Here is a 22185-nt window from a genome sequence, read left to right as displayed (position 1 = left end):
CGTGACAACCGGGGCTTCGGTGGTGGCGGTCGTGACCGTGACGACCGTGGTGGCCGTTCCTTCGGTGACCGTCCGGCGCGTTCCTTCGGTGACCGTGACAACCGGGGCTTCGGTGGTGGCGGTCGTGACCGTGACGACCGTGGTGGCCGTTCCTTCGGTGACCGTCCGGCGCGTTCCTTCGGTGACCGCGACAACCGCGGCGGTGGCAGCAGCAGCAGCAGCCGTCCGTTCTCCCGCCGGGACGACCACCGCTCCGGCGGCCGTCCGCAGGGCGGCGGGTACGGCGACCGCGCCGGCCGCTCCTACGGGGACCGCTCGTTCGGCGACCGTGACAACAACGGCGGTGACCGCAAGCCGCGTTGGAAGAACTGACGCCCGGTCGGCTTGCCGCTGACGGGTGTTGAAGGCCCGCTCCACTCCGGTGGGGCGGGCCTTCCCGCATTCCGCCGTCGTTCCCTCCCCCGCCCGTTTCCATATCCGTTGGCGGCGGGCGCGGGCGGCGGCGTACGGTCGGCGGATGAGCAGCAGACTGAGCGACCTGGCCAGGCGGAACGAGGAGATCGCCGGCCGGGGAAGCTATCGGACGGCGGACGGCACCGAGGTGGTGATCCGCGACTGGCTGGCGGCCGCCCAGGACGGCACCGTCAGCTATGCGCCGGACTGGACCGGCGCCGGCGCTGACGACCCCTCAGGCCGCTCCGGGGCGCCGGTCGTCGAGGTCACCGCAGAGGGCAGCATGGCGGCCGCGGGGCGGCTGGTGCGGGACCACGGGGACGAGGCAGCGGTCGGCGTGCTCAACTTCGCCTCGGCGCGCAACCCCGGCGGCGGCTACCTGCGGGGCGCCCGGGCCCAGGAGGAGGACCTGTGCCGCAGCGCACTGCTCTACTCCTGTCTGCTGGGCGCGCCGGACTACTACGCCGAGCACCGGGCCTCCAGCGATCTGCGGTACAGCCACCGGGTGATCTTCACGCCCGGGGTGCCGGTGATCCGCGACGAGCACCGTGAGCTGCTCGCCCAGCCGTACCGGGTCGACTTCCTGACCTCGCCGGCCCCCAACGCCGGTCAGCTGCAGCTGCGTTCACAGAGCTCGCCGGCCGAGCTGGCGGAGCTGCTGACCGAGCGGGCCCACCGGGTGCTGGCGGTGGCCGCCGAGCACGGGGTGCGGCAACTGGTCCTGGGGGCTTGGGGGTGCGGGGTGTTCCGCAACGACCCGGTACAGGTGGCCGAGGCCTTCGCGGCGGCACTGGCGAGCCACGGTTCGGCGCTCCAGCGGGTGGTGTTCGCGGTCTGGGACCGCTCGCCGCAGTCGGCCAACCGGGCCGCGTTCACGGCCCGGTTCGGCGGCTGACCGACCGGCTGAGCCGAGTGGGCCGACGGCTGGGCTGGCCCGGTCAGTGGCTGGTGAGCGTCTCGCCGACCGTGATCAGGGCACCGCAGCAGGCCAGCATCGCGACCAGGCCGACCGTGGCCGTGGTCAGGGCGGCCCGCTCGGCCGACGGCCGGGAGAGGCTGTCGACCCGGAACAGCAGCGGATCCTGCGGTAGATGACGGATCGTCACCACCCGTCCGTCGGCCTGGTAGCCGTGCCGGTTGTGGGTGGACAGGTCGACGCCGGTGATCCGCTCGCCGCCGACCGAGGCGAAGCTGACCACCGGGTGGTAGCGGTGCGCGCCGTCCGCGCCGCCGTCCACCAGGTAGCTGCCGACCAGCCGCCCCGGGCCGACCACGCCCCGGTTGCGCAGCCTGGCCCGCTGCTCGCGCCGCCCCGCCCGGCGGTTCAGCAGCGCGGCACTGCCGAGCGCCAGTGCGGAGCCGGCCAGCACCCCGCTGGTGGCGATCGCGTCCGGATCGGTCCACCGGGTCAGCACCAGGGCGACCGAACCCACCGTCATCAGCAGCAGGCTGGTCAGCCCGGCGTCCAGCACGCTGGTCTGCGGGCCGACCTGGAACCGCTCCGGATCGTCCGCCAGATACCGGACGGCCACGGTCTGGCCCGGCCAGCCCGCCAGCGGCACCCGCCCGCAGGCCGGCCGGCTGACCACCTCGCGCTCGCTGGCCGGATCGGTGAACCGGACGACCAGGTGGACCGAGTCCGCGTCGTGCCACCGCGACAGCCGCACCTCGGTGACGGTGCCCCGCACCTCGGTCCCGAGCCGGGCGAACCGGGTGAGCCGCAGCGCCACCGCCGGCACCCCGATCACCAGCACCACCAGACCCGCCCACCAGCAGTACAGCGACACTCCGTGGCTGACATGGCTCATCGTCGTCCCCCCGACTTCGTCGCCGCGCCTCGACCCTCTCAGTGACTCCCCGTCATCCGCTCGGCCACCTCGGTAGCCGTAATGTGATCCTGCCCAGTTCCCGGGCTCCTGTCACCCGCGACCGCCGGATGCTCAGCGTGCGAGCCGACGCTCCGTCAGCACCGAGGCGGCCGCGACCACACCGGTCACCGCGAGCACCGACGGCCAGGCGCCGATCTTCTTGGCCAGCGGGTGCGAGCCGCCGAACGCGGCGAGGTAGAGACCGGTCAGCCCGGCCGCCGCCCCCGTCCCGGCGGCCCGTCGCCACTGGTACGCCGCACCGGCACCGGCCGCCGCCAGCACGGCGCCCCCGAGCGGCCGCTTCCCGGTGAAGCGGGCGGTGCTGTAGCCACCGATCAGCCCGGTGGCGGCGATCGCGGCAGTGGGGATCCTGGGCATGGCTGCGCTCCTTCGGTGTCATCCACTCGGACCGGGCCCCTCGCGACCCCGGTCCGTTCGACCCTAACCCGCCCCCGCCGCACCCCCGACGCCCATCGCCCGGGGCACGGCCCCCAAACCACTGGCCAATCGCCGCCCTCCACCCGGTAGGATCGTCCCGGCCGACGCGTACCGTCCCGGTACCGCGCCCGGCCACCGGGCCGCTAGCTCAATCGGCAGAGCTGCGGACTTTTAATCCGTAGGTTCAGGGTTCGAGCCCCTGGCGGCCCACCCCCGAAAGACCAGGTCAGATAGCCACTGACCTGGTCTTTTGTCATTCTCGGCGCTCGTTGTTTCAAGTGCTGGCAAGGCTGCGCCTGGCCGATTTGTCCGTAATAGCACCATGGGTCCTTCGAGGTGTCGGCTCCCGCTGTGCTCTTCGGTCTCGATCGCTGACCCTAATCTCGCTATTTCTGCAGCTCAGCGCCTTGTCGATGGCGGGTGCGGGATTGCTGGCGAGCGTGCGGGCTTGGAATTTGGCTTGGCCAAGGCTTGTCCAGTCAGTCTCGGGGGCGCGAGGTGGGCGGCGATGCCGGCAGATGGCTGATCAGTGACGTTGCCTAAAGGGTCATTTGACGCTCGGTGGGATCGACCCGCCGCTCGATCCGGCCCTGTCGACAGTCATCGTGGACCAGAAGCAATAGGTACGAGTACCATGGGGTACCGATGGTCAGGAGATGGATACCGTGACTGTGGCTGATGTGACTCGGGCCCGGACGACTGCGCCGCTGAAGGTTGACGCGGCTGTCGACGAGCTGATCTCCGATGGTGCGCACTTCCTCGGCATGACCAAGAAGGACCTGGTCGCCGAGGCAGTGCGCGCCTACCTGGAGCTTCGCCGGGAAGAGGTCCGGGCGAGCATGATCGAGAAGATGCGCAAGCTCGACGGCAGCATGGGCTCAAGCGTCTCGCTGCTGACTGGCTTGTCTCCCGAGCGGATCAAGGAACTCGGCGGGACCGGCGAGGACGACTGACGCATGCAGCCTCCCCGCCCCACGTTGCGCACGCTGCGTGAGGATCTCAAGCTCCCGCTACCCTCGGCCCGCGAACCGCTCGACGAGATCGATCATCCGCTCCTGGGCAAAGCTCGGGAGCAGTTCGCAGACGACCACGCCTCTCACGAGCGAATCCGTGCGATTGACGACGAACTGCTCTTCAAGGTCAAGGTCCAGCGCTGGCGGGGTGCGCTCTGGCTGGACGAGGACCAGCCGTGGCTCGTCGCGGCCGGTCAGCGCGAGGACGGCTCGTCGGAGGACTTCTATGCTGCGCTCGAAGCCGACGCGAACGCGGCCCGTGCCCGGTACAACGCAGTACATCCAAAGCCTCTGACTGGCAAGACCCACGTCGGTCACCTCCTCCCCACTCAGGACGACTACGACCGCCACCGCCTCGAAGTCGGCACTCGGCTGGTCCGCCGTCTTGTCGCCGAGGTCCAAGACCTCACCCGCGGGTCATTGCACGACGGTCATGAGCACGCCACCGACTTCCCCACGTTCCGACTCGGCGTCCTGGTTCGTGCTGACGACGGCCACGAGACGTACGTCGCTGTGCGCATCACCGGCTCCGTCCCTGATGACCTCGCGGCCGTCGTCCTGCGGCACGTGCCCGGCTGTGACCCTGCCTCCTGGTTCCCCGAGTACGCCCTGCCGGGTCGGCATCTCCTGCCCGCCGAGCAGGCGTGGTCCACCGTCATGGACCCGCACGCCGCGGCGAAGCTTCTGGAAGAGGACTGAGATACCAAGCCAGTTGGCAGTCTGTTCGGCCCGGGCCGCGGCGAGGAGCAGCATCGTGGAGGCCGCCTCAGCGGACCACAACTGAGTAGTTGTATGGCCATTGAGAATGTGCGAGGACCTCAGTCGAGGAGGTCCCCGTATGCCTTGGCGATGGCCTCCCCGAGATCGGGATACTTTGCGGCAAGAGATCGCAAGCTCCTGGCATGTTCCCGAGCCTCGGTACCCTGACCGAGATGTGTGCTTGCTACGAGTGCCATAGCATAGCTGTTGGCTCGCAGATAAGGTGAGGCGAGTGGCATTCCGACTCTGATCGCTTCACGGGCATGAGTTAGCGACTTCTCATGATCTGCGATCGTGGAATATTCCCTGGCGAGTACTTGATGCAAAGCGACTACGTCCCGCAGTTCGCCTCGGGCGGTTAGTAGTGCGGTGGCTGTATTGGCACATTCCTCTGCTGCGCTTGTATTGCCATTGGCAAAGAAGTATTGTACCTGGCCGATTAGGGTGCGTGCGAGCCGAAGATCATCCTTCAATTCGGCAAGAGCTGATACTGCTGAATTGAATCGAGACTCGGCTTCTTGGGGATTTCCAAGTATATGAAAGGCCTCGGCGGCGTTGGCCTCGGCCAGGGCCTCGCCTGAAATATTGCCATTCCTCCTGCATCTTTCAATGTCTTCCAGATGCAGGGCCAGGGCCTCCTCTGGCCGGTTTTGATGCCTCAGAGTTAGCGCCAGGTCGTTACATACCATGCTTATCTTGTGCGGGTTTCCGATCTTCTCAAAGATTTGGAGCGAGGTTCGTTGAAGCTCCTCGGCCTTCTCGAACCTTCCTACTTCGCTATAGGCGAGGGCGAGGGTGTTGAGGGTTTCCGCAGCCCCGGACTCGTCGCGCATTTCCCTGCAGACTTTCAAGTCCTCCTCGAAGAGGTCAATTGCCTCATCGAGATTTCCGGCGGCCCGGTGTATTGTTCCGAGGTTGTAGAGAACCTTCGCGATCTCATGCTTGTTGCCTAGCCTTCGATATGTCGCCAGGCTCTGCTCAAGGAACGGCATGCCCGCTTCGGGTGAACCACAGTCCACTAGTAGGCATCCCAGAAGGTTAGCACTTGTGGCAATTGCGAGCTCATTGCCAGTAGCGATAGCGCGGGCATAGACTGCTCGGGCAGATTCAAGTGCGCGCTCAAAATCACGCCGATAGCGGTATAGGTTAGCCCTTGCGCCCATAAGCATGACCTCGACTAGCGGCTCGCCAGCTGTCTCGGCAGCCTCCAATCCAAGGCGAATGACATCCTCCCATTTCTGCCAGTTCCCAGTGATTTCACAAATCTCACTCAGGGAGGCTGAAAGCTGGCTTGCCAGTTCGTGAAGGTTCAGCGCGCCGAGCAATGGAATCGCCGCCACCGCGTTTGCCAGGTCGGTGTCAATCCAGGCCCTGGCGGACTCCACTGAATCGATCTCGGCGGATCGCACTGGGTGAGAGCCCAGCTTGTCCACCTGGCTAATGAGACAAAAATGTGCTCTGATGCCCGAGTTCTTCAGCCAGTCCAGCATCCGCCGCATTGCGGCTTCGCTATTCTCTGCCGGATTATCCTCTGCCTTATTGCGAGAGTATTCCTTCAGTAGGTCGTGGAACCTGAACCTATCGAAAGTTGCAGCTGGCTCGATCAGGTTGGCATCCGACAGCCTAGTAAGAAGCTTCTTCGCCTGTCGTTCATCGCAATCCATTAGGGCTGAGCATAGGCCTACTCCGAAGTCTGCGCCAGGTACTAGCGAGAGCCTCTTAAAAGCGTTCTTTGCTCCCTTTCCCAGCTTTCGATACGAAAGGTTGAAGGCTGTGCATATTGCGAGGTCGCCGACCTCCAAAGACTCGAGCCTGCGACGCTGATCGCGAAGTTCGGCGGCGAGGTCGGCCATGCGCATGTGTCGTGTGGTCGACATTCTGAGGGCTGCAATGCGCAGGGCAAGAGGCAGATGGCCGCAGGCGTCGATCACTTCCTGGCTACTGGTGAAATCCGCTTCGACAGCGGCGTTGCCCAGAATATTCTTGAGAAATTGGAGTGAAGTTGAAGTGGGGAAAACGTCGAGATCAGTCCGTAGCACCCCTTCCAGTCCGCGCAACTGGCTTCGGCTGGTTACCAATATAAGTGCGGAATTGCCGGGCGGGAGTAGCGGCCGGACTTGGAGTTCACCGCTCGCATTGTCCAACAGGATGACGAGGGGACGGTCTGCCACGGTCCGGCGATATGTGTCAAGGCGAGCATAGGGGTCCGTCGGGATATCTTGTTCAGGCACGCCTAAGGCTCGCAGAAAGCGACCCGTGATCTCTTCTGGGGCTGCTGGCCGCTCGTCTGCACCTCGTAAGTCTGCGTAGAGGGTGCCGTCGGGATATCCGTCGCGTGCATCATAGGCGAGGTGGACTGCGAGAGTAGTCTTGCCGACGCCTGGCTTCCCCGTGATCACAGACACCACAGGCGGATGACTCGCGTCAGTAGATGCGATTTGATGCTTAAGAGCGCTTATCTCGGACTCACGTCCTGTGAAGTCAGAGGCGTGTGGTGGAAGGAGTTGTGGCCGGGGGACCGATGCGCGGGGCTCAGCTGGAGCGGCAACATTGAACTCGAACGTCGGACTGGTGAGGATCACGCCGCGGTTGTCGTTTCCGACGGCTACCGCGCTCTCGGCTCCAGCCTCCGTGGTCTGGCGACGCATCAGCTACTGTCCTCCGAGCTCGCTGCCCACTTCGGTTTCAATCGGAGCGGCCGCATCCCCTCTCACGGCCACTCCCCCCGCACCCAGTGCAACCGTGCCCTGGGTTGGCGACATTGGAGTCGCGGTGGATGGGGTATGCACTTTTGTCTTGATCGAAGCGTGAGAGGAGCCGCCGACTGCGACTGAGCCGGCCCCAAGCGCGGCCACCGTATGTTGCCCGCTCTCATCGGGCTGTCGGCTGAGGTAGTACTCGAGGGCGGCTCCTACTGTCACCAGGACGATGAGGGCGGCCCACCAACTCCACGCGGCGCCGTTGGTGGCGATGTTGGTGACGACTCCGGTAGCTGCCGCTGCTACAGCGGTCAGCGCTGCCGCAGTGCCTCTCTTCGCGATGCTCGACATTTAACCCCCTGCCACCGCTTCGGGTGTCTCGCTGCAGGCTTCCTGGCAGGCGCTCCCAATGATCGCCTGTAGCCTCGGCGACTGTTGCGACTTACGGTACCGGTGCTCGATGACATCTCGCGCAAGAACTCTGAACGGCAGTCAGATGACCCGAGGCAAGTGGTCGGCGTTGAAGGTCTGATGCCTGTGGAACAAGGGAGATCTGCGCGTGCCCACCGCTGCATCTCGACCCCGCCAGGCTAACTGGAGCCACCATGCCGGGGCGCGTAGTCGCGGGTCAGGGCTACGTGACCGCTTCTGGCGATCAGTGGATACCGGTGACCCGTCAGACTTGGATCAGACCGCCGCCTGCGTGAACGATGCGTGAGCGGACCGCGCGGCACCAAGCGCCGGATGCTGGACGGACAATCGTAGCGCAGGCCGGCAAGCTGCAGGAATATCACTAAGTAAGTGATCGCAACCCGCCGGATCACGATCCGACTTGATCTTTTAATCCGTAGGTTCAGGGTTCGAGCCCCTGGCGGCCCACCGGAATCACAAGCGCCCCACCTGCGGCTTCGGCTGCCGGTGGGGCGCTTTTTCGTGTCCCGGGTGTCCCGGAAGCTGCCCCGGAAGCCGTCGGCGTACTCGCTGCCGAGCCTCCGCCGGCCCGGCGAATGCCGCAGTCAGAGTCCGCGCCTGCGACCTGATGGTCCCTCTGATGCCTTACCCCGGCCGCCGGGGCCGCGGATCAAGGCCACGATCTGAAGGAGGCACGTGTGTGCCGAACGCCAACCAGAGGTGGAACGACCATGAGGGTGCTGCTGACGGTCCAGATGGACACCGAGAAGGCGAACAAGGCGATCACAGGCAAGACACTGGCCCACACCATGAAGTCGGTCTTCGAGCGGATCAAGCCGGAGGCTGCGTACTTCGGAACGAAGGACGGGCTGCGCACCGCCTACGTCGTCTTCGAGCTCGACGAGCCGTCCGACATCCCGACCGTCGCTGAGCCGTTCTTCCAGGACCTTGGGGCCAAGGTGGCCTTCATGCCGGTGATGAACTTCGACGAGGTCCAAGCCGGCTTGCAGAAGGTCGGGGCGAGCTGAGCCTGACCACACCGACGAATGGCCCGCACCCGATGCCGGGGTGCGGGCCATTCTGCGTCAGGTGTCAGGCAGGGCGGATGTGCTCCGCCTGCGGGCCCTTCTGGCCCTGCACGACATCGAACGACACCTTCTGGCCTTCCTGGAGCTCACGGAAGCCCTGAGCCTCGATGTTCGAGTAGTGGGCGAACACGTCGGCGCCGCCACCGTCCTGCTCGATGAAGCCGAAGCCCTTCTCAGCGTTGAACCACTTCACGGTTCCGGTAGCCATTGCTTGTCTCCTGTTCGAGGCGGGTGCCGGACCTGCACGATCGCGGGCCCATGCGGAGGTGATCGCCAAGGTCCGGAGAGGCATGCGCTGGGCAGCAAAACGCCCGCGGCAACCACCGCGGGCGAACGACTTCGGAACCACGACTGCTCTAGCTACGACGCTACACCCGGGCGGACCCCGCGGCACGGAGGCTATGCGCACGGATCCCTCGCCGAATGTCCGGCGTGCCTCCCCACAGGCTGTGGATAACTGCGACGCGACGCCCGCCCGTAGCCCCGGGGCGGGAGGCGGACGGAGCGCTCGACAAGAGGGCTGCAGACTTCGGAATGCGGGCGCGCGTGGCCGCGCGCACCCTGGTTCCATGAGCGCATACATGCCCGCGACGGTCTTCTTCCACCAGCGAGTCGAGATCGAAGACACCGTCTACCAAGGCGAGATGACGGACCTCGAAGTCGCGATGGAGGACCAGTGGCTGCATGTCCGAGTCGAGGAAGACGGAGAGCGGGTTCACAGCTTCCCCCTGTTCATGATCGCCTGCGTGGCTTGGGACAGGACCGAAGTGACGCCGCCCTTCGGCTCCCGCTGAGGGGCTAGGGCCGCTGCTGGAGAACCGCGGCGTCAGCCTTCCCGCGGACGCGGGCGGGCGACAGCCCTGCGGCGGCGCTCAGCTGCGCGGAGTGGGGGCCGTGGTCATCGGGGTGGCAAGTCGAGCCAGCCGGCGCGGTGTTCGTGGTCTTCGGGGGCGGGGAGCGTGGTGGCGAGGCCCTTCTCGTCGAGGGCTGGGTGGGAGTGGTACTCGGTGAGGCCCATGTCGATCGGGGCGTCCCAGGTGATCGGCACGGCCGGGTGCCCGGCGTCGGTGGGCGGTTTTCTGCGGCGATAGCCTCGGGGGGGCACCCCGGGGGTTCACGGCTTGGTTCCCTTATGTTCATCATCTACAGTGACGCAGACCTTCTACGTGGATGTAGACGGATGCTCGTCGCCGTAGCGGATGCCGGCCGGTATCTCGGTCCCGCCCGCAGGCTCGACTTTGAAGGATCCCGCCGATGACCAACTCCGCGGTCCACCTCGCCTTCGACGGCTCCGGTATCGACGGCTCGCTGTTCACCGCCGTCACCGACTTCGCGCGCAGCACGAGGTGGCTCAACACCCCGATCGACCTGTGGACCAACGCGGGGCTCGGGGTGTTCGCGGTGCTCATGCTGATCGGCTGGTGGAACGCCCGTCGCCGCGACACCTCCACCATGACCCTCGCGCTGGCCGCGCCGGTGGCCGTGGGCTTCGCCTTCGCCGTCGCCGAGGTGGCGAAGAAGCTGGTCGCCGAGGCGCGACCCTGCTACGGGCTGCCGCACGACTACTTCGTCGACGCCTGCCCCGTCCCGAGCGACTACGCCTTCCCGAGTGGCCACTCCACCACCGCCTTCGCCACCGTGGCCGCCCTGTGGGCGCTCGACCGGCGCCTGTCGGTGATCGCCGCCGCCTTCGCGGTGTTCGAGGGCTTCACCCGGGTCTACCTCGGCGACCACTACCCCCATGACGTGGTCGGCGCCGCCATCCTCGCCGTTCCCGTCGCCTATCTGGTCAGCCGGATCCTGGGCCGCATCGCCCTTCCGCTGGTGGCCCGGCTGCGCACGGGCGCGCTCTCCCCGGTGCTGACCGCCGCCCCGGGCGGCGCCCACGCCGCCCGCTGAGGTGAGGGACAGCAGGAAGGCTCGAACGGTCAGGGTGCGGTCTGGCGGCTCACCGAGCTGATGACGCGCCAGACGGTGAGCGCGATGGCCAGGCCGGCGGAGACGGCGAACTGCGCGAGGGCGGTGCCGGCGGTCAGGGTCGCGGCGGTGGCGGCGTGCCAGAGCAGCGGGGCGGCGACGGCGACCGTGACCAGGGCCGGGGCGCAGTACCAGAGGACGAACGGGACCGCGCCGTACGGGTCCGCGGAGACGGCCATCAGCTCATAGCGGAGCGGTCCGCGATAGGCGCCCAGCAGGGCGGCGCCGATGCCGGCGGGGGCCCCCGCGGTGAGGAGCAGCAGCACGGCGAGCAGCACGATGGGCGGGGCGCCGATCAGCAGTGCGGTCGCGGCGGCGGCACCCGCGCCGAGCAGCGCCAGCAGGGCGGTCGGCACCACCAGGTGGGACAGGGCGATCCGGGCCGGGGTGAACGGGAGCAGGGCGGTGCGGGCCAGCCGGTCGGTCTCCTCGCGGGCGGGTTCCACCAGTGCGGCGGCCGCCAGGTACGGCCCGAGGCTCAGCAGGCTGCCCAGCCAGGCGGCGGTCAGCGGACCGGGGTGGGCCTGCCCGGCCCACAGGCGGGTCGCGTCCAGCAGTGCGACGGTGCCGGCCGACCAGGCCGCGGCGGCGACCAGGCGGCCGGGGCGCCGCAGCAGGGCGGTGGCGTCGCGCCAGGGCAGGATCAGCAGCCGGGAGCGGGGCATCGGGAGCCGCAGCCCGGGGCCGGTCCGCCGGGCGCGGGCGGCGGCCTGGGCGACCAGCGCGATCTGCCGGAAGTCGAGCAGCAGCAGGCCGATGTGGGCCCGCCCGGCCGCCCGGGAGCGGAGCGCCAGGTCACCGGTCGGCAGGGTGGCCAGCGAGCGGTCGGCGGCGGTGACGGCCAGGGCGGAGACGCCGGCCAGGGCCAGGGCGGCGAGCAGCGGGACCGGAGCGGAGCCGCCCGCCGTGCCGCCGATCGCCCGGCCCGCCCAGCCCCACGGGCCGGAGGCGGCCAGGACGTCGGACAGCAGCGGCCGGTGGCCGGCCAGCAGGTCAGCGGGGCCGGCCAGGCCGAGCAGCGTGGAGCCGGCCCGCACCAGCCGGGCCCGGCGCGCCGAACCCTCGGCCAGTACGCCGACGGCCGCGGCCAGCCAGGCCAGCAGCAGGCCGACCACCATGGCGAGCCCGATCCCGACCACGCCCGGACGGCCCCCCGACGCGGCCACCGCCCCGCACGCCGCGCCCAGCACGGCGCCGGCCGCCCCGGCGGCGAGCAGCGCCGCCGACAAGCGCGGTCGCAGCAGCCAGCGGCGGTCCACCGGCAGTGGCAGCAGCCAGCTGAGTTCCGGTGCGGGCAGCACGATCGGGCCGAGCCAGAGCGACAGCCGGAGCAGCCCGGCCGTGCCCAGCGTGGTGAGGCCGACCAGCAGCCCGGGGAGTCGGCCGTCGTGGGCGTGCGCGAGCACCGCGCCGGCCAGCCGGGACAGGGTGCCGACCGGCCCGGCCACCATGCACACCAGCAGCGCGGCGGTGACCAGGGCGATCCAGATCCGCTGGGTGCGATCGCCGATCGGACGCACCGCCCGCCGGGCCCGGGTGCGCCGCAGTTCCTCGACCGCTTCCCGGGCGGTGTCCGCAGGCAGCTGAGGCTCCGTCAATGCCACGGCGTGGCACCCCGGTTGATCACTTCGGCGGTCGGGCCGTGGTCGACCACGCGACCGCCGTCCAGCACCAGCACCTGGTCGGCGAGCCGGCCGAGCAACTGCCGGTCGTGGACGGCCATGACGATCGCCGTGCCATCGGCCATGGTCTTGCGCAGCGCGTCCGCCAGGCGCTCCCGGGCGCCGGTGTCCAGCCGCTGCTCCGGTTCGTCCAGCAGGAGCAGTCGGGCCGGTCGGACCAACACGGCGGCGAGCAGCAGCAGTTGGCGCTGGCCGGCGGAGAGGGTGTCGGGGAAGGCGTCCGCCCGGTGCCGCAGGCTCAGCAGGTCCAGCACCTGCTTGCAGCGTTCGGCGGCGGTCGGGCCGAGCCCGTGGGCGGTGGCGACCATCCGCACGTGCTCGGCCACGGTGAGGTCGGGGAAGCACGCGGCGTCGTCCAGGAAGACGCCCACCTGCTGCCGGAAGCTGGGCTCGTGCTCCCGGACCGGGCGGTCGTCCAGCAGCACGGTGCCCTGGTCCGGGTGGAGCAGCCCGGCGAGCGCCTTGAGCAGCGTGGACTTGCCGGACCCGTTGACGCCGACCAGTCCGAGGCAGCCGCCCGCCGGCACGCTGACGGACGGTACGGCGAGCAACTGCCGGCCGCCCGCGCTGACCCGCAGGTCGGTTGCCCGCAGGAGTGGCAGAAGTGGCAGAACTGGTTTGAGGCGCTTGGCCATGCGTGTTCCCCCAGGAGCGTTCGCTGACGTCTCGACGGTACGTCAGTCGCTCAGCAGCTCGACCAGCCGCCGCCCGGCCGGGGTGCCCGGGTGGGGCAGGCGCAGTTCGGTGCGGTGGAGCAGCCGGGGGCGGCCGATCGGCACGCCGGTCAGCCGGGGGGCGACGGCGCGGCGGGGGAGGACGGCAAGGCCGTGGCCGGCCGCGATCAGGGCGGTCAGGGTGTGCGGGTCGGTGCCCTGGTAGCGCAGGTGCGGGCGGAAGCCGTCGGTGTGCGCGGCGGCCCGCAGGGCGGTGAGCGGGACGGCGGCCTCGGGGGCGTCGATCCAGCGGGCGTCGACCAGCTCGGGCAGCCCCAACTCCCGTCGTCCGGCCAGCGGGTGGCCGTTCGGGAGGGCGAGCAGCAGCGGCTCCTCGGCGACCATCAGCACGCTGCCCGGGGTCTGGTCGGCCTCCGGCAGGTGGAGCGGGTCGGTGGGGGCCGCGATGCCGTCCAGCAGGACCAGGTCGAGGTCGCCGGTGGCGAGCCCGGCGAGCGCCCGCGGGGTCGGCAGGGTCTCCAGGGTGACCAGCAGCTGCGGCAGGTCGGCGCGCAGCCGGGCGAGCGCCGCGGCGAGTCGGTCGGTGGCGGCCAGCGGGGTGAGGCCGATCGCCAGCCGGGCGCTGGGTGCGGCGGCCAGTCGGGTCAACTCGGTGCGTACGGCGGCCAGTCGGAGCAGCAGCGGTCCGGCGTGCTCCAGCAGCCGGGTGCCGGCCTCGGTCGGCGCGACCGGGCGGCGGGTGAGCAGCGGCACGCCGAGGTCGGCCTCCAGTGCCGCGATCTGCTGGGAGACGGCGGACTGGGTGTAGCCGAGCTCCTGGGCGGCGGCCGAGAAGGAGCCCTCGCGCGCCACGGCGACGAAGGTGCGGAGCAGGTGCGGATCCATGGGGATAAGCATTGCTGATGTCGAGTGCAGGAATCATCGTTGGCGCTGACCTTGTCGGCCGGGGCAGCATGGCGGGCATGACCGAGACCCTTGTTGCGGCGCGGCTGGCGCTGGTCGGCGACCGCTCCCCGAACGTCCGCTCCCACGCCAACATCCCCGACCTGCTGGCCGCCCTGGCCGAGCGCCACCGGCTGGCGCTGGACGCCTACTGGCTGCCAACCGAGGAGGTGGCGGCCGACGGCGTGGCCGGCTTCGACGGCGTCTGGCTGCTGCCCGGTAGCCCCTACCGCAGCGAGCAGGGCGCGCTGCACGCCGCCCGGACGGCGCGCGAGCAGGGCATCCCGTTCCTGGGCACCTGCGCCGGGTTCCAGCACGCGATCCTGGAGTTCGCCCGCGACGTCTGCGGGCTCGACGCGGCCGGGCACGCGGAGAACGACCCGGGCACCGAGCAGGCCGTGATCACGCCGCTGAGTTGCTCGCTGGTCGGCCACGAGGGTGCCGTGCTGGTGGCCCCGGACACCCTGGCCGAGCGGCTGCTCGCCGACCGGCGCACCCAGGAGCGGTACCACTGCAACTACGGTGCGGCGCCGGACTACCTGCCGGTGCTCGAGCGGCACGGCATGCGGTTCAGCGGCCGGGACGAGGCGGGCGAGCTGCGGATCGTCGAGCTGCCGGAGCACCCGTTCTTCCTGGCCACGCTCTTCCAGCCGGAGCTGGCCCCGCTCACGGGCGACGTGCACCCGCTGATCCGGGGCTTCGCCGCGGCGGCGGTGGCGCACAGCAGGGCGGTGGTGCGGCGGTGAACGAGCGCTCGGTCAGCTGCCGATCGGGATCGTGCAGAACGACACCAGTGACAGCAGCGCAGCAGCAGGCGCCAGCAGATACAGCGTGGACCTGAGGGCCGGGCCGGCCGACCGCGCGGCCGGCCAGCTGCCGATCCAGAGCAGCAGGGCCACCGGCAGGCAGGCCACCGCCAGCACGATGTGCTGGTCGGTCTGCGGGCAGCCGCCGGAGTCGCAGGGGTCGTAGGCCATCGGCGACAGCACGGCGAGCAGGCCGTCGTAGGCCAGCAGCGGCAGGGTGATCAGGGTGACGATGGCGGGAGCGATCCACCACCCCCGGCGGGCGATGTCGCGGACCGGGTGGAAGGCGGCGCGGGATGCGGTGGTCATGCCTCAACCATCCGGCCTGGGCGGCCCGCCCCGTCACCGCCCGGCTACTCGAACGGCCTGAGTACGGGTACTCAGGCCAACCCGAGCTCCTCCGGCGCCGGGTCGAAGTGCCGGGCCACCGCCTCCTCCGTGACCCCGGCCAGGGTGGCGGGGGACCAGTGCGGGTTGCGGTCCTTGTCGACCACCTGGGCGCGGATGCCCTCGACGAAGTCGTGGTCCGCCAACCCGGCGCACGAGACCCGGAACTCCTGCTCCAGCGCGGCCGCCAGGGAGGGCAGCCGGCGGGCCCGGCGGAGCGCCGCGAGGGTGGTCTTGAGCGCGGTCGGCGACTTGGCCCGGATCAGCTCCGCGGCCTCCTTGGCCTCCGTCAGGCCGGTCTCGTCCAGCCGCTCCAGGATCTCCTCCACCTGGTCCGCCGCATAGCAGCGGTCGATCCAGGCCCGCTCCCCGGCCAGCGGCGCGACGCCCACGGGCACCGCGAACTCCCGGACGGCGTCCGCCGGTTCACGCTCGGCCAGGGCGGCGCTGAAGTCCGCCAGCCGGTCGAGGGGCACCAGGTGGTCGGCGAAACCGCAGTACACCGCGTCCGCCGCGGTCATCCGCTCGGCGGTCAGCGCCAGGTGGGTGCCGAGCTCGCCCGGGGCGTGCGCCAGCAGCCACGTCCCGCCCACGTCGGGCACGAAGCCGATGGTGGTCTCCGGCATCCCGACCGCGGCCCGCTCGGTGACCACACGGACCGAGCCGTGCGCGGAGACGCCGACGCCGCCGCCGAGCACCAGCCCGTCCATGACCGCGACATACGGCTTGGGGAAGCGGGCGATCCGGTGGTTCAGCCGGTACTCGTCCCGGAAGAAGGCCCGCACCGCCGCCCCGCCCAGCTTGGCGTCGTCGTGGAGGAACCGGATGTCGCCGCCCGCGCACAGGCCGCGCCCGCCGGCGCCGGTGAGCACCACGGCGGCCACCGCCGGGTCCGCGGCGAACTCGTCCAACGCGGCGTGCAGGTCCAGGATCATCCGGTGGGTGAGCGCGTTGATGGCCCGGGGCCGGTTGAGGACCAGCCGGCCGGCCCGCCCGTCGCGGTGGGCCAGGACCAACCGGTCTTCCTGCGCTGCGGCCATCGGGAGTGCTCCTTGTCGGGCGGGCGGACGGTGCGACCGCCACCGTACGCGGCCTGCCGCGCGATGCCTCCCACGGGCCCCCGATACCCCGAAAGACACATCCCGAGCTGCGGTGATGCGGGAATCGGCGTTGGCACCGGCCTCGTTGACCGGGCTGATACCCGCTCAGTTCGGAGTGAACCCGGAGGCCCGCATGACCGTCCTCGACCGGGTGCCGCTGGCAACCCTCAGCCTTCTCGACCCGGAGCAGTCGCCCCGGGCCGCGAGTGTGGACGAGGAGCACGCCGCCCGCCTGGCCGCCCTGCCGTCCGCCCTGCCGCCGATCCTGGTGCACCGCCCCACCATGCGCGTGGTCGACGGTGCCCATCGGCTCCGGGCGGCCGCGCTGCGCGGTGACTCGACCATCACCGTGGAGTACCTGGACGGCGACCCGGTGGACGTCTACCTGCGCGCCGTCGAGGCCAACGCGGTGGACGCCAAGCCGGCCGACTCCGGGGAGCCGCTGGTGCTGCCGCTCACCCTCGGAGAGCGCAAGGCGGCCGCCGAGCGGATCATCACCCTGCGCCCGCAGTGCTCCGACCGCTCCATCGCCCGGGTGGCGGGCCTGTCGGCCAAGACGGTCGGCGAGCTGCGCCGTCGCAGCGGGGTGGCCGAGCTGTGCACCAAGTCCCGGCTGGGGCTGGACGGGCGGCTGCGCCCGGTCAACCCGGACGAGGGGCGGCGCCGGGTGCTGCAGGTGATGCGCGAGCGCCCGGACGCCTCGCTGCGGGAGATCGCCCAGGCGGCCGGGGTGTCGCTGGGCACCGCGCACGGGGTGCGGGCCCGGATCGGGCGGGGCGAGGCGGCGGTGCCGGCCCGGGTGCCCCGGCCTCGCCGCGGCGGGAGCAAGGCGGCCGCCCAGTCGCAGGCCCAGCGGCCCGAGCAGCCCCAGCAGGCGCAGCAGCCGACCGCCACGCACCAGCCGAGCACCGCACACCAGCCGGCCACCGTGCCGCCTGTCATGCCGACCCCCGTGCCCCGCGCCGTGCCGACCCCCAGGAAGGCCCCCGAGAGCCAGACCCCGACCGGGGCCACCCTGACCCCGGCCGCCCTGGCCCCCGCCACGCCGACCCCGATCAAGCCCGCCCCCGTGCGCCCGGCCCCGGTGCGCGCGGTGCCGACCCCGCCCGCCCAGGAGCAGCCCGCCCAGCCGCCGGCCGCCGTGCACCCGTTCGGTGCCGCCCGCCGCCGCCCGCTCGGTCGGCGGGCCGGCGAGGCCTTCGCGGACCTTGGCCTGCTGCGCCGCGACCCGTCGCTGCGGATGACCGACCACGGCCGGGCGCTGCTCATGTGGCTGCAGCGGCGACTGGTCCCGGTCAGCATCACCGAGCGTGAACTCCAGCAGATCCCGGCCCACTTGATCCCGGTGGTGGCCGATCTGGCCCTGGAGTGCGCGGCCGGCTGGCAGCAGCTGGGCGAGCAGTTGCAGCGCCGTTCCCGCCAGATCGGCTGAGGTGACCCCGCCAGCCCGCCAGCCCGCCAGCCCGCCAGCCCGCCAGCCCGCCAGCCCAATCCGACCGTCCGGCCGCCCACCAACCGCAATGCCAATCCCACTCCCCGCCCCAATCCCGTTTTCCACAGGCGAGTTGACTCACCATCAGATTGGTCCATACTCAACGGTGGGCGGACGATCCATCGCACGTTCTTCACTCGGCCAGCCGAGCCTGAACCTGGACTGAACGCTGTACGACGCGCCGTTCGGAATCGACCCGGGGATCAGGTTTGTGAGCCAGACTGCAACCATGCTGGGGCTACCCGACCACATTCGCGCCTGTCTCTTCGACCTTGACGGTGTGCTGACGCAGACCGCCAAAGTGCACGCCGCCGCCTGGAAGGCGATGTTCGACGACTTCCTGCGGGCGGAAGCCGACCGCACCGGCGACGCGTTCGTCCCCTTCGACCCGGTCGCCGACTACGACCAGTACGTCGACGGGCGCCCGCGGCTGGACGGCACGCGCACCTTCCTGGCCTCCCGGGGCATCACGCTGCCCGAGGGCGGCCCGGACGACAAGCCCGGCGACCGCACCGTCAACGGCCTGAGCACCGCCAAGAACGAGCTGGTGCTCACGCTGATCCGGGAGCAGGGCGTGCAGCCGTACCAGGGCTCGGTGGCCTACCTGAACCGGCTGCGCGCGGCCGGCGTACCAAAGGCCGTGGTCTCCTCCAGCGCCAACTGCCGGGACGTGCTGAAGGCGGCCGGCATCGACGGCTACTTCGACACGGTGATCGACGGCATCGTGGCCAAGCGCGAGGGCCTGCCCGGCAAGCCGGCCCCCGACACCTACCTGGCGGCCGCCAAGGCCCTCGGTGTCGAGCCGTCGGCCGCGGCGGTCTTCGAGGACGCGCTCGCCGGGGTGGCTTCCGGCCGCGCGGGCGGCTTCGGCTGCGTGGTCGGGGTGAACCGGACCGGCCAGGCCGAGGCGCTGCGCGCCAACGGCGCCGACCTGGTGGTGGACGACCTGTCGGAACTGATCGAGGGGGCGGCGCAATGACCGCACAGGAGGGCTTCGCGGTCGATCCGTGGAGCATCACCGAACACCGTCTTGACCTGCCGGGCATGGCCCGCAGCGAGTCCGTCTTCGCGCTGTCCAACGGGCACATCGGCCTGCGCGCCAACCTGGACGAGGGCGAGCCGCACGGCCTGCCCGGCACCTACCTGAACGGCGTCTTCGAACTGCGCCCGCTGCCCTACCCGGAGGGCGGCTACGGCTACCCGGAGTCCGGGCAGAGCGTCATCAACGTCACCAACGGCAAGCTGATCCGGCTGCTGGTCGACGACGAGCCGTTCGACCTGCGCTACGGCGAGCTGCGCGGCCACCGGCGGTCGCTGGACTTCCGCGAGGGCGTGCTGCGCCGCGAGGCGGAGTGGACCTCCCCGGCCGGACGCACCATCAAGCTCCGCTCGGCCCGCCTGGTGTCGCTCACCCAGCGGGCGATCGCCGCCGTGGACTACGAGGTCGAGGCGGTGGACGGCCCGGTCCGGATCGTCATCCAGTCCGAGCTGGTCGCCAACGAGCAGCTGCCGGACAGCACCGACGGCGACCCGCGGGCCGCGGCCGTGCTGGAGGCGCCGCTGGTCGCCGAAGCGCACCACGCGCACGGCACCAAGGCGACGCTGGTGCACCACACCCGGTACAGCAACCTGCGCCTGGCCGCCGGCATGGACCACGTGATCGAGGGCCCGGACGGGGTCAGCGTCACCAGCGAGGCCCGGCAGGACCAGGCCCGGATCAGCGTCACCACCGTGCTGAAGCCCGGCGAGCGGCTGCGGATGACCAAGTTCCTCGGCTACGGCTGGTCGGCCACCCGGTCGCTGCCGGCCGTCCGGGACCAGGTGGAGGCGGCGATCACGGCGGCCCGCTACTCCGGCTGGGACGGCCTGCTGGCCGAGCAGAAGCAGTACCTGGAGGAGTTCTGGGACGCCAGCGACATCGAGATCGACGGCGACGTCGAGCTCCAGCAGGCCGTCCGGTTCGCGCTCTTCCACGTGGTGCAGGCCGCCGCACGAAGTGAGGAACGGGCCATCCCCGCCAAGGGGTTGACCGGCCCGGGCTATGACGGGCACAGCTTCTGGGACACCGAGACCTTCGTGCTCCCGGTGCTCACCTACTGCCTGCCCGGCGCGGTCGCCCAGGCGCTGCGCTGGCGCCACTCCACGCTGCCGCTGGCCCGCGAGCGCGCCGCCCAACTCGGCCTGGCCGGCGCGGTGTTCCCGTGGCGGACGATCCGCGGCGAGGAGTGCTCCGGCTACTGGCCGGCCGGCACCGCCGCGTTCCACATCGGCGCGGACATCGCGGTCGCGGTGTCCCGCTACGTCCGGGCCACCGGGGACGTCGAGTTCGAGCGCAGCTACGGCCTTGAGCTGCTGGTCGAGACGGCCCGGATGTGGCGCTCGCTGGGCCACCACGACTCGGCCGGCCGGTTCCGGATCGAGGGCGTCACCGGCCCGGACGAGTACAGCGCGATCGCCGACAACAACGTCTTCACCAACCTGATGGCGCAGACCAACCTGCGCGCCGCCGCCGACGCGGTGGCCCGCCACCAGCTGGAGGCGGCCGCGCTCGGGGTGGACACCGAGGAGACCGCCGCCTGGCGGGACGCCGCCAAGGCGATGTACATCCCGTACGACGAGAAGCTGGGCGTGCACCCGCAGGCCGACGGCTTCACCCTGCACCAGCAGTGGGACTTCGACGGCACCCCCAAGGAGAAGTACCCGCTGCTGCTGCACTTCCCGTACTTCGACCTGTACCGCAAGCAGGTGGTCAAGCAGGCCGACCTGGTGCTGGCGATGCAGATCCGCGGCGACGCCTTCACCCCGGAGCAGAAGGCCCGCAACTTCGCCTACTACGAGCGCCTGACGGTGCGCGACTCCTCGCTCTCCGCCTGCACCCAGGCGGTGATGGCGGCCGAGGTGGGCCAGCTGGACCTGGCCTATGACTACACCGCTGAGGCCGCCCTGATGGACCTGCACGACCTGGGCGGCAACACCCGGGACGGTCTGCACATGGCCTCGCTGGCGGGCGCCTGCATCGCGCTGGTGGCCGGCTTCGGCGGGATGCGCGACCACGGCGAGGCGATCGGGTTCCGGCCGCGGCTGCCCTCCGGGCTGGTCCGGCTGGCCTTCTCGATGCGGATCCGGCAGCACCTGCTGCGGGTGGAGATCGGCCATGACGAGACCACCTACACGCTGCGCGAGGGCGACAAGATCCTGGTCGAGCACGAGACCGAGAAGCTCTGGGTGGAGGTCGGCCGCCCGGTCTCCCGGCCCACCATCACCCCGGAGGCGGGTGAGCGGCCGATCCAGCCGCCCGGCCGCGAGCCGGCCCGGCGCAAGCCGCAGGCCACGCCGATCGGCATCTCGCCGATAAGCGCGTCGGACCACCTGGCAGCGGAGTAGCCGCTGCGCGGGAGGGCCCCTGGGGGAGTACCCCCGGGGGTCTTTTTGCCTCACAGGCACATTTGTTGCCTCGGCGGCAGCGACGGTGTGCACTGAGTGCATGACCACCGACGAGGAGCTGCCGGGGCTCGGCGCCCGGCTGCGTGAGCACCGGCAGTCGAGCCGGCTGACCCTGGAGGCGGCCGCCGCCCGGGCCGGGCTGTCGCCAGCGTACCTCTCCCGGTTGGAGACCGGCCGCCGCCAGCCCTCGCTGCCGGTGCTGCTCTCGCTGGCCCGGCAGTACGGCGCCACGGTGGCCGAGCTGCTCGGCGAACAGCCCGGCAGCCCCGACCCGGTGATCCGCGGCGGCCCGATCGAGCCGAGCCGCACCGGCGGCTGGGGCTACCGGCGGGCCGGCGCGCCCGGCATGGCGATGCAGGCGCTGCGGGTGCACATTCCGCCCGGCCCGGAGGCCGCGGTGGTCCGGGTTCATCCGGGCGAGGAGTGGCTGCACGTCACCAGCGGTCGGCTGCGGCTGACCCTCGGGGAGCAGAGCCATCTGCTGGAGCCCGGCGACAGCGCCCAGTTCGACTCGCTCACCCCGCACCGGCTGGCCGCCGAATCACCGGAGGGCGTGCAACTGCTCTTCGTCCACACCCTGCTGCAGAGCCCGGCCGGCGACCTCTGCCTGCCGACCGGGCACCGCGGCGTCCACTGAGCCTGAGCAACCCCCAATTGAGCAACCCATTGAGCAAGACCCCCTGAAGGAGCCCGAGATGGCCGTTCAGCACCCCAACACGTATGCCCCCACCACCGACGGCGGCAAGCGGACCGACCGCCGGGTGGCGATCCGGGTCGGCATCTACATGGCGGCCGCGCACCTCTTCGGTGCCTTCCTGTTCCTGCTCTTCTGGATCGGCGGCCATCGCTGACGCCCCACCAGTCCCACCGCTGACAACAGTTGGATCACGGCTCTGCTGAAACCGTGTCACACCTCACCGTTCCTGTGATCGAGTGCGCCCGGCGAACACGC

22 protein-coding genes, 1 tRNA gene and 1 pseudogene are annotated in these 22185 nt (G+C 70.5%); 14 read left to right on the top strand and 10 right to left on the bottom strand.

Annotation, left to right across the window (positions count from 1 at the left end):
* Both P3T35_RS34835 and P3T35_RS34830 read left to right on the top strand, forming a co-directional pair.
* A pseudogene (locus P3T35_RS34835) lies at positions 1-372 on the top strand (RNA helicase); the annotation flags it as partial.
* 145 nt (positions 373-517) lie between these two features.
* Positions 518-1348 carry a TIGR02452 family protein gene (locus P3T35_RS34830; RefSeq protein WP_101380433.1) on the top strand — a complete coding sequence of 277 codons (831 nt, stop codon included), beginning with the start codon at positions 518-520 and terminating at the stop codon, positions 1346-1348.
* Between the two features lie 43 nt (positions 1349-1391).
* Here P3T35_RS34830 and P3T35_RS34825 read toward each other — a convergent pair whose 3' ends face one another.
* Both P3T35_RS34825 and P3T35_RS34820 read right to left on the bottom strand, forming a co-directional pair.
* On the bottom strand, positions 1392-2261 hold the full coding sequence (locus P3T35_RS34825) for a DUF3592 domain-containing protein (protein WP_143676803.1): 870 nt from the start codon (positions 2259-2261) through the stop codon (positions 1392-1394).
* Positions 2262-2393: 132 nt separating this feature from the next.
* Positions 2394-2699, bottom strand: coding sequence for a hypothetical protein (locus P3T35_RS34820; RefSeq protein WP_101380431.1), 306 nt, complete (start codon positions 2697-2699; stop codon positions 2394-2396).
* 197 nt (positions 2700-2896) lie between these two features.
* Here P3T35_RS34820 and P3T35_RS34815 point away from each other — a divergent pair.
* From P3T35_RS34815 to P3T35_RS34805, 3 genes are all read left to right on the top strand, one after another.
* Positions 2897-2969: transfer RNA gene (locus tag P3T35_RS34815), tRNA-Lys, on the top strand.
* Positions 2970-3430: 461 nt separating this feature from the next.
* Positions 3431-3712 (top strand): hypothetical protein, encoded by a 282-nt coding sequence (locus P3T35_RS34810; RefSeq protein WP_280709108.1) that lies wholly within the window; start codon positions 3431-3433, stop codon positions 3710-3712.
* A 3-nt stretch (positions 3713-3715) separates the two neighbouring features.
* Positions 3716-4471 carry a hypothetical protein gene (locus P3T35_RS34805; protein ID WP_101380429.1) on the top strand — a complete coding sequence of 252 codons (756 nt, stop codon included), beginning with the start codon at positions 3716-3718 and terminating at the stop codon, positions 4469-4471.
* 119 nt (positions 4472-4590) lie between these two features.
* On the opposite strand, the gene P3T35_RS34800 is transcribed toward P3T35_RS34805, so the two are convergent.
* Positions 4591-7179 (bottom strand): tetratricopeptide repeat protein, encoded by a 2589-nt coding sequence (locus tag P3T35_RS34800; protein WP_101380428.1) that lies wholly within the window; start codon positions 7177-7179, stop codon positions 4591-4593.
* Positions 7180-8372: 1193 nt separating this feature from the next.
* Between P3T35_RS34800 and P3T35_RS34795 the strand changes: the two genes are divergently transcribed.
* Positions 8373-8669 (top strand): DUF3303 family protein, encoded by a 297-nt coding sequence (locus P3T35_RS34795; protein WP_101380427.1) that lies wholly within the window; start codon positions 8373-8375, stop codon positions 8667-8669.
* Positions 8670-8733: 64 nt separating this feature from the next.
* Here the strand turns inward: P3T35_RS34795 and P3T35_RS34790 are convergent, their stop codons facing one another.
* Positions 8734-8937, bottom strand: coding sequence for a cold-shock protein (locus tag P3T35_RS34790; RefSeq protein ID WP_101380426.1), 204 nt, complete (start codon positions 8935-8937; stop codon positions 8734-8736).
* 361 nt (positions 8938-9298) lie between these two features.
* Between P3T35_RS34790 and P3T35_RS34785 the strand changes: the two genes are divergently transcribed.
* Positions 9299-9523, top strand: a complete 225-nt coding sequence (locus tag P3T35_RS34785; protein WP_143676802.1) for a hypothetical protein — start codon at positions 9299-9301, stop codon at positions 9521-9523.
* Positions 9524-9627: 104 nt separating this feature from the next.
* On the opposite strand, the gene P3T35_RS34780 is transcribed toward P3T35_RS34785, so the two are convergent.
* Positions 9628-9777, bottom strand: a complete 150-nt coding sequence (locus tag P3T35_RS34780; RefSeq protein WP_180356451.1) for a hypothetical protein — start codon at positions 9775-9777, stop codon at positions 9628-9630.
* 206 nt (positions 9778-9983) lie between these two features.
* Here P3T35_RS34780 and P3T35_RS34775 point away from each other — a divergent pair, with 206 nt between their 5' ends.
* Entirely contained in the window at positions 9984-10628 is a 645-nt protein-coding gene (locus P3T35_RS34775; protein WP_101380424.1) for a phosphatase PAP2 family protein, read from the top strand.
* A 29-nt stretch (positions 10629-10657) separates the two neighbouring features.
* On the opposite strand, the gene P3T35_RS34770 is transcribed toward P3T35_RS34775, so the two are convergent.
* From P3T35_RS34770 to P3T35_RS34760, 3 genes are read right to left on the bottom strand one after another with little or no spacing between them, the layout of a single operon-like run.
* Positions 10658-12304, bottom strand: a complete 1647-nt coding sequence (locus tag P3T35_RS34770; RefSeq protein ID WP_101380423.1) for a DUF6297 family protein — start codon at positions 12302-12304, stop codon at positions 10658-10660.
* Positions 12301-13023, bottom strand: coding sequence for an ABC transporter ATP-binding protein (locus P3T35_RS34765; RefSeq protein ID WP_101380422.1), 723 nt, complete (start codon positions 13021-13023; stop codon positions 12301-12303). Before P3T35_RS34765 ends, P3T35_RS34770 begins: the two co-directional genes overlap by 4 nt.
* A gap of 42 nt (positions 13024-13065) precedes the next feature.
* Positions 13066-13947, bottom strand: coding sequence for a LysR family transcriptional regulator (locus P3T35_RS34760; RefSeq protein ID WP_101380421.1), 882 nt, complete (start codon positions 13945-13947; stop codon positions 13066-13068).
* Positions 13948-14024: 77 nt separating this feature from the next.
* Here P3T35_RS34760 and P3T35_RS34755 point away from each other — a divergent pair, with 77 nt between their 5' ends.
* Positions 14025-14750, top strand: coding sequence for a hypothetical protein (locus tag P3T35_RS34755; RefSeq protein WP_101385024.1), 726 nt, complete (start codon positions 14025-14027; stop codon positions 14748-14750).
* 12 nt (positions 14751-14762) lie between these two features.
* Here P3T35_RS34755 and P3T35_RS34750 read toward each other — a convergent pair whose 3' ends face one another.
* On the bottom strand, positions 14763-15119 hold the full coding sequence (locus P3T35_RS34750) for a hypothetical protein (RefSeq protein ID WP_101380420.1): 357 nt from the start codon (positions 15117-15119) through the stop codon (positions 14763-14765).
* A gap of 71 nt (positions 15120-15190) precedes the next feature.
* Positions 15191-16237, bottom strand: coding sequence for an enoyl-CoA hydratase/isomerase family protein (locus P3T35_RS34745; protein ID WP_101380419.1), 1047 nt, complete (start codon positions 16235-16237; stop codon positions 15191-15193).
* 193 nt (positions 16238-16430) lie between these two features.
* On the opposite strand from P3T35_RS34745, the gene P3T35_RS34740 reads away from it, so the two are divergent.
* The 5 genes from P3T35_RS34740 to P3T35_RS34720 all read left to right on the top strand — a co-directional run bounded on the left by P3T35_RS34740 (position 16431) and on the right by P3T35_RS34720 (position 22084).
* Positions 16431-17729 (top strand): ParB N-terminal domain-containing protein, encoded by a 1299-nt coding sequence (locus tag P3T35_RS34740; protein WP_101380418.1) that lies wholly within the window; start codon positions 16431-16433, stop codon positions 17727-17729.
* A 289-nt stretch (positions 17730-18018) separates the two neighbouring features.
* A complete protein-coding gene (locus tag P3T35_RS34735; protein ID WP_180356867.1) occupies positions 18019-18768 on the top strand; it encodes a beta-phosphoglucomutase family hydrolase in 750 nt (249 codons plus the stop codon).
* A complete protein-coding gene (locus P3T35_RS34730) occupies positions 18765-21173 on the top strand; it encodes a glycosyl hydrolase family 65 protein (RefSeq protein WP_101380417.1) in 2409 nt (802 codons plus the stop codon). Before P3T35_RS34735 ends, P3T35_RS34730 begins: the two co-directional genes overlap by 4 nt.
* A 100-nt stretch (positions 21174-21273) precedes the next feature.
* Complete coding sequence (locus tag P3T35_RS34725; protein WP_101380416.1) at positions 21274-21870, top strand: XRE family transcriptional regulator; 597 nt, start codon at positions 21274-21276, stop codon at positions 21868-21870.
* Between the two features lie 58 nt (positions 21871-21928).
* Positions 21929-22084, top strand: coding sequence for a DUF6126 family protein (locus P3T35_RS34720; RefSeq protein ID WP_180356450.1), 156 nt, complete (start codon positions 21929-21931; stop codon positions 22082-22084).
* Positions 22085-22185 lie beyond the last annotated feature (101 nt).

Origin of the sequence: Kitasatospora sp. GP30 (genome assembly GCF_029892145.1) — a bacterium.
GTDB classification, from domain to species: Bacteria; Actinomycetota; Actinomycetes; order Streptomycetales; family Streptomycetaceae; genus Kitasatospora; species Kitasatospora acidiphila.
The sequence above is the reverse complement of the archived record's forward strand: the minus strand, read 5'-3'. Positions and strand labels throughout refer to the sequence as shown.

What these genes read in the sequence shown, in the direction of transcription:
- P3T35_RS34830 (WP_101380433.1), top strand. Translation starts at nt 518, where the DNA reads ATGAGCAGCAGACTGAGCGACCTGGCCAGGCGGAACGAGGAGATCGCC.
- P3T35_RS34825 (WP_143676803.1), bottom strand. Translation starts at nt 2,261, where the DNA reads ATGAGCCATGTCAGCCACGGAGTGTCGCTGTACTGCTGGTGGGCGGGT.
- P3T35_RS34820 (WP_101380431.1), bottom strand. Translation starts at nt 2,699, where the DNA reads ATGCCCAGGATCCCCACTGCCGCGATCGCCGCCACCGGGCTGATCGGT.
- P3T35_RS34805 (WP_101380429.1), top strand. Translation starts at nt 3,716, where the DNA reads ATGCAGCCTCCCCGCCCCACGTTGCGCACGCTGCGTGAGGATCTCAAG.
- P3T35_RS34800 (WP_101380428.1), bottom strand. Translation starts at nt 7,179, where the DNA reads ATGCGTCGCCAGACCACGGAGGCTGGAGCCGAGAGCGCGGTAGCCGTC.
- P3T35_RS34795 (WP_101380427.1), top strand. Translation starts at nt 8,373, where the DNA reads ATGAGGGTGCTGCTGACGGTCCAGATGGACACCGAGAAGGCGAACAAG.
- P3T35_RS34790 (WP_101380426.1), bottom strand. Translation starts at nt 8,937, where the DNA reads ATGGCTACCGGAACCGTGAAGTGGTTCAACGCTGAGAAGGGCTTCGGC.
- P3T35_RS34785 (WP_143676802.1), top strand. Translation starts at nt 9,299, where the DNA reads ATGAGCGCATACATGCCCGCGACGGTCTTCTTCCACCAGCGAGTCGAG.
- P3T35_RS34775 (WP_101380424.1), top strand. Translation starts at nt 9,984, where the DNA reads ATGACCAACTCCGCGGTCCACCTCGCCTTCGACGGCTCCGGTATCGAC.
- P3T35_RS34765 (WP_101380422.1), bottom strand. Translation starts at nt 13,023, where the DNA reads ATGGCCAAGCGCCTCAAACCAGTTCTGCCACTTCTGCCACTCCTGCGG.
- P3T35_RS34760 (WP_101380421.1), bottom strand. Translation starts at nt 13,947, where the DNA reads ATGGATCCGCACCTGCTCCGCACCTTCGTCGCCGTGGCGCGCGAGGGC.
- P3T35_RS34755 (WP_101385024.1), top strand. Translation starts at nt 14,025, where the DNA reads ATGACCGAGACCCTTGTTGCGGCGCGGCTGGCGCTGGTCGGCGACCGC.
- P3T35_RS34750 (WP_101380420.1), bottom strand. Translation starts at nt 15,119, where the DNA reads ATGACCACCGCATCCCGCGCCGCCTTCCACCCGGTCCGCGACATCGCC.
- P3T35_RS34745 (WP_101380419.1), bottom strand. Translation starts at nt 16,237, where the DNA reads ATGGCCGCAGCGCAGGAAGACCGGTTGGTCCTGGCCCACCGCGACGGG.
- P3T35_RS34740 (WP_101380418.1), top strand. Translation starts at nt 16,431, where the DNA reads ATGACCGTCCTCGACCGGGTGCCGCTGGCAACCCTCAGCCTTCTCGAC.
- P3T35_RS34735 (WP_180356867.1), top strand. Translation starts at nt 18,019, where the DNA reads ATGCTGGGGCTACCCGACCACATTCGCGCCTGTCTCTTCGACCTTGAC.
- P3T35_RS34730 (WP_101380417.1), top strand. Translation starts at nt 18,765, where the DNA reads ATGACCGCACAGGAGGGCTTCGCGGTCGATCCGTGGAGCATCACCGAA.
- P3T35_RS34725 (WP_101380416.1), top strand. Translation starts at nt 21,274, where the DNA reads ATGACCACCGACGAGGAGCTGCCGGGGCTCGGCGCCCGGCTGCGTGAG.
- P3T35_RS34720 (WP_180356450.1), top strand. Translation starts at nt 21,929, where the DNA reads ATGGCCGTTCAGCACCCCAACACGTATGCCCCCACCACCGACGGCGGC.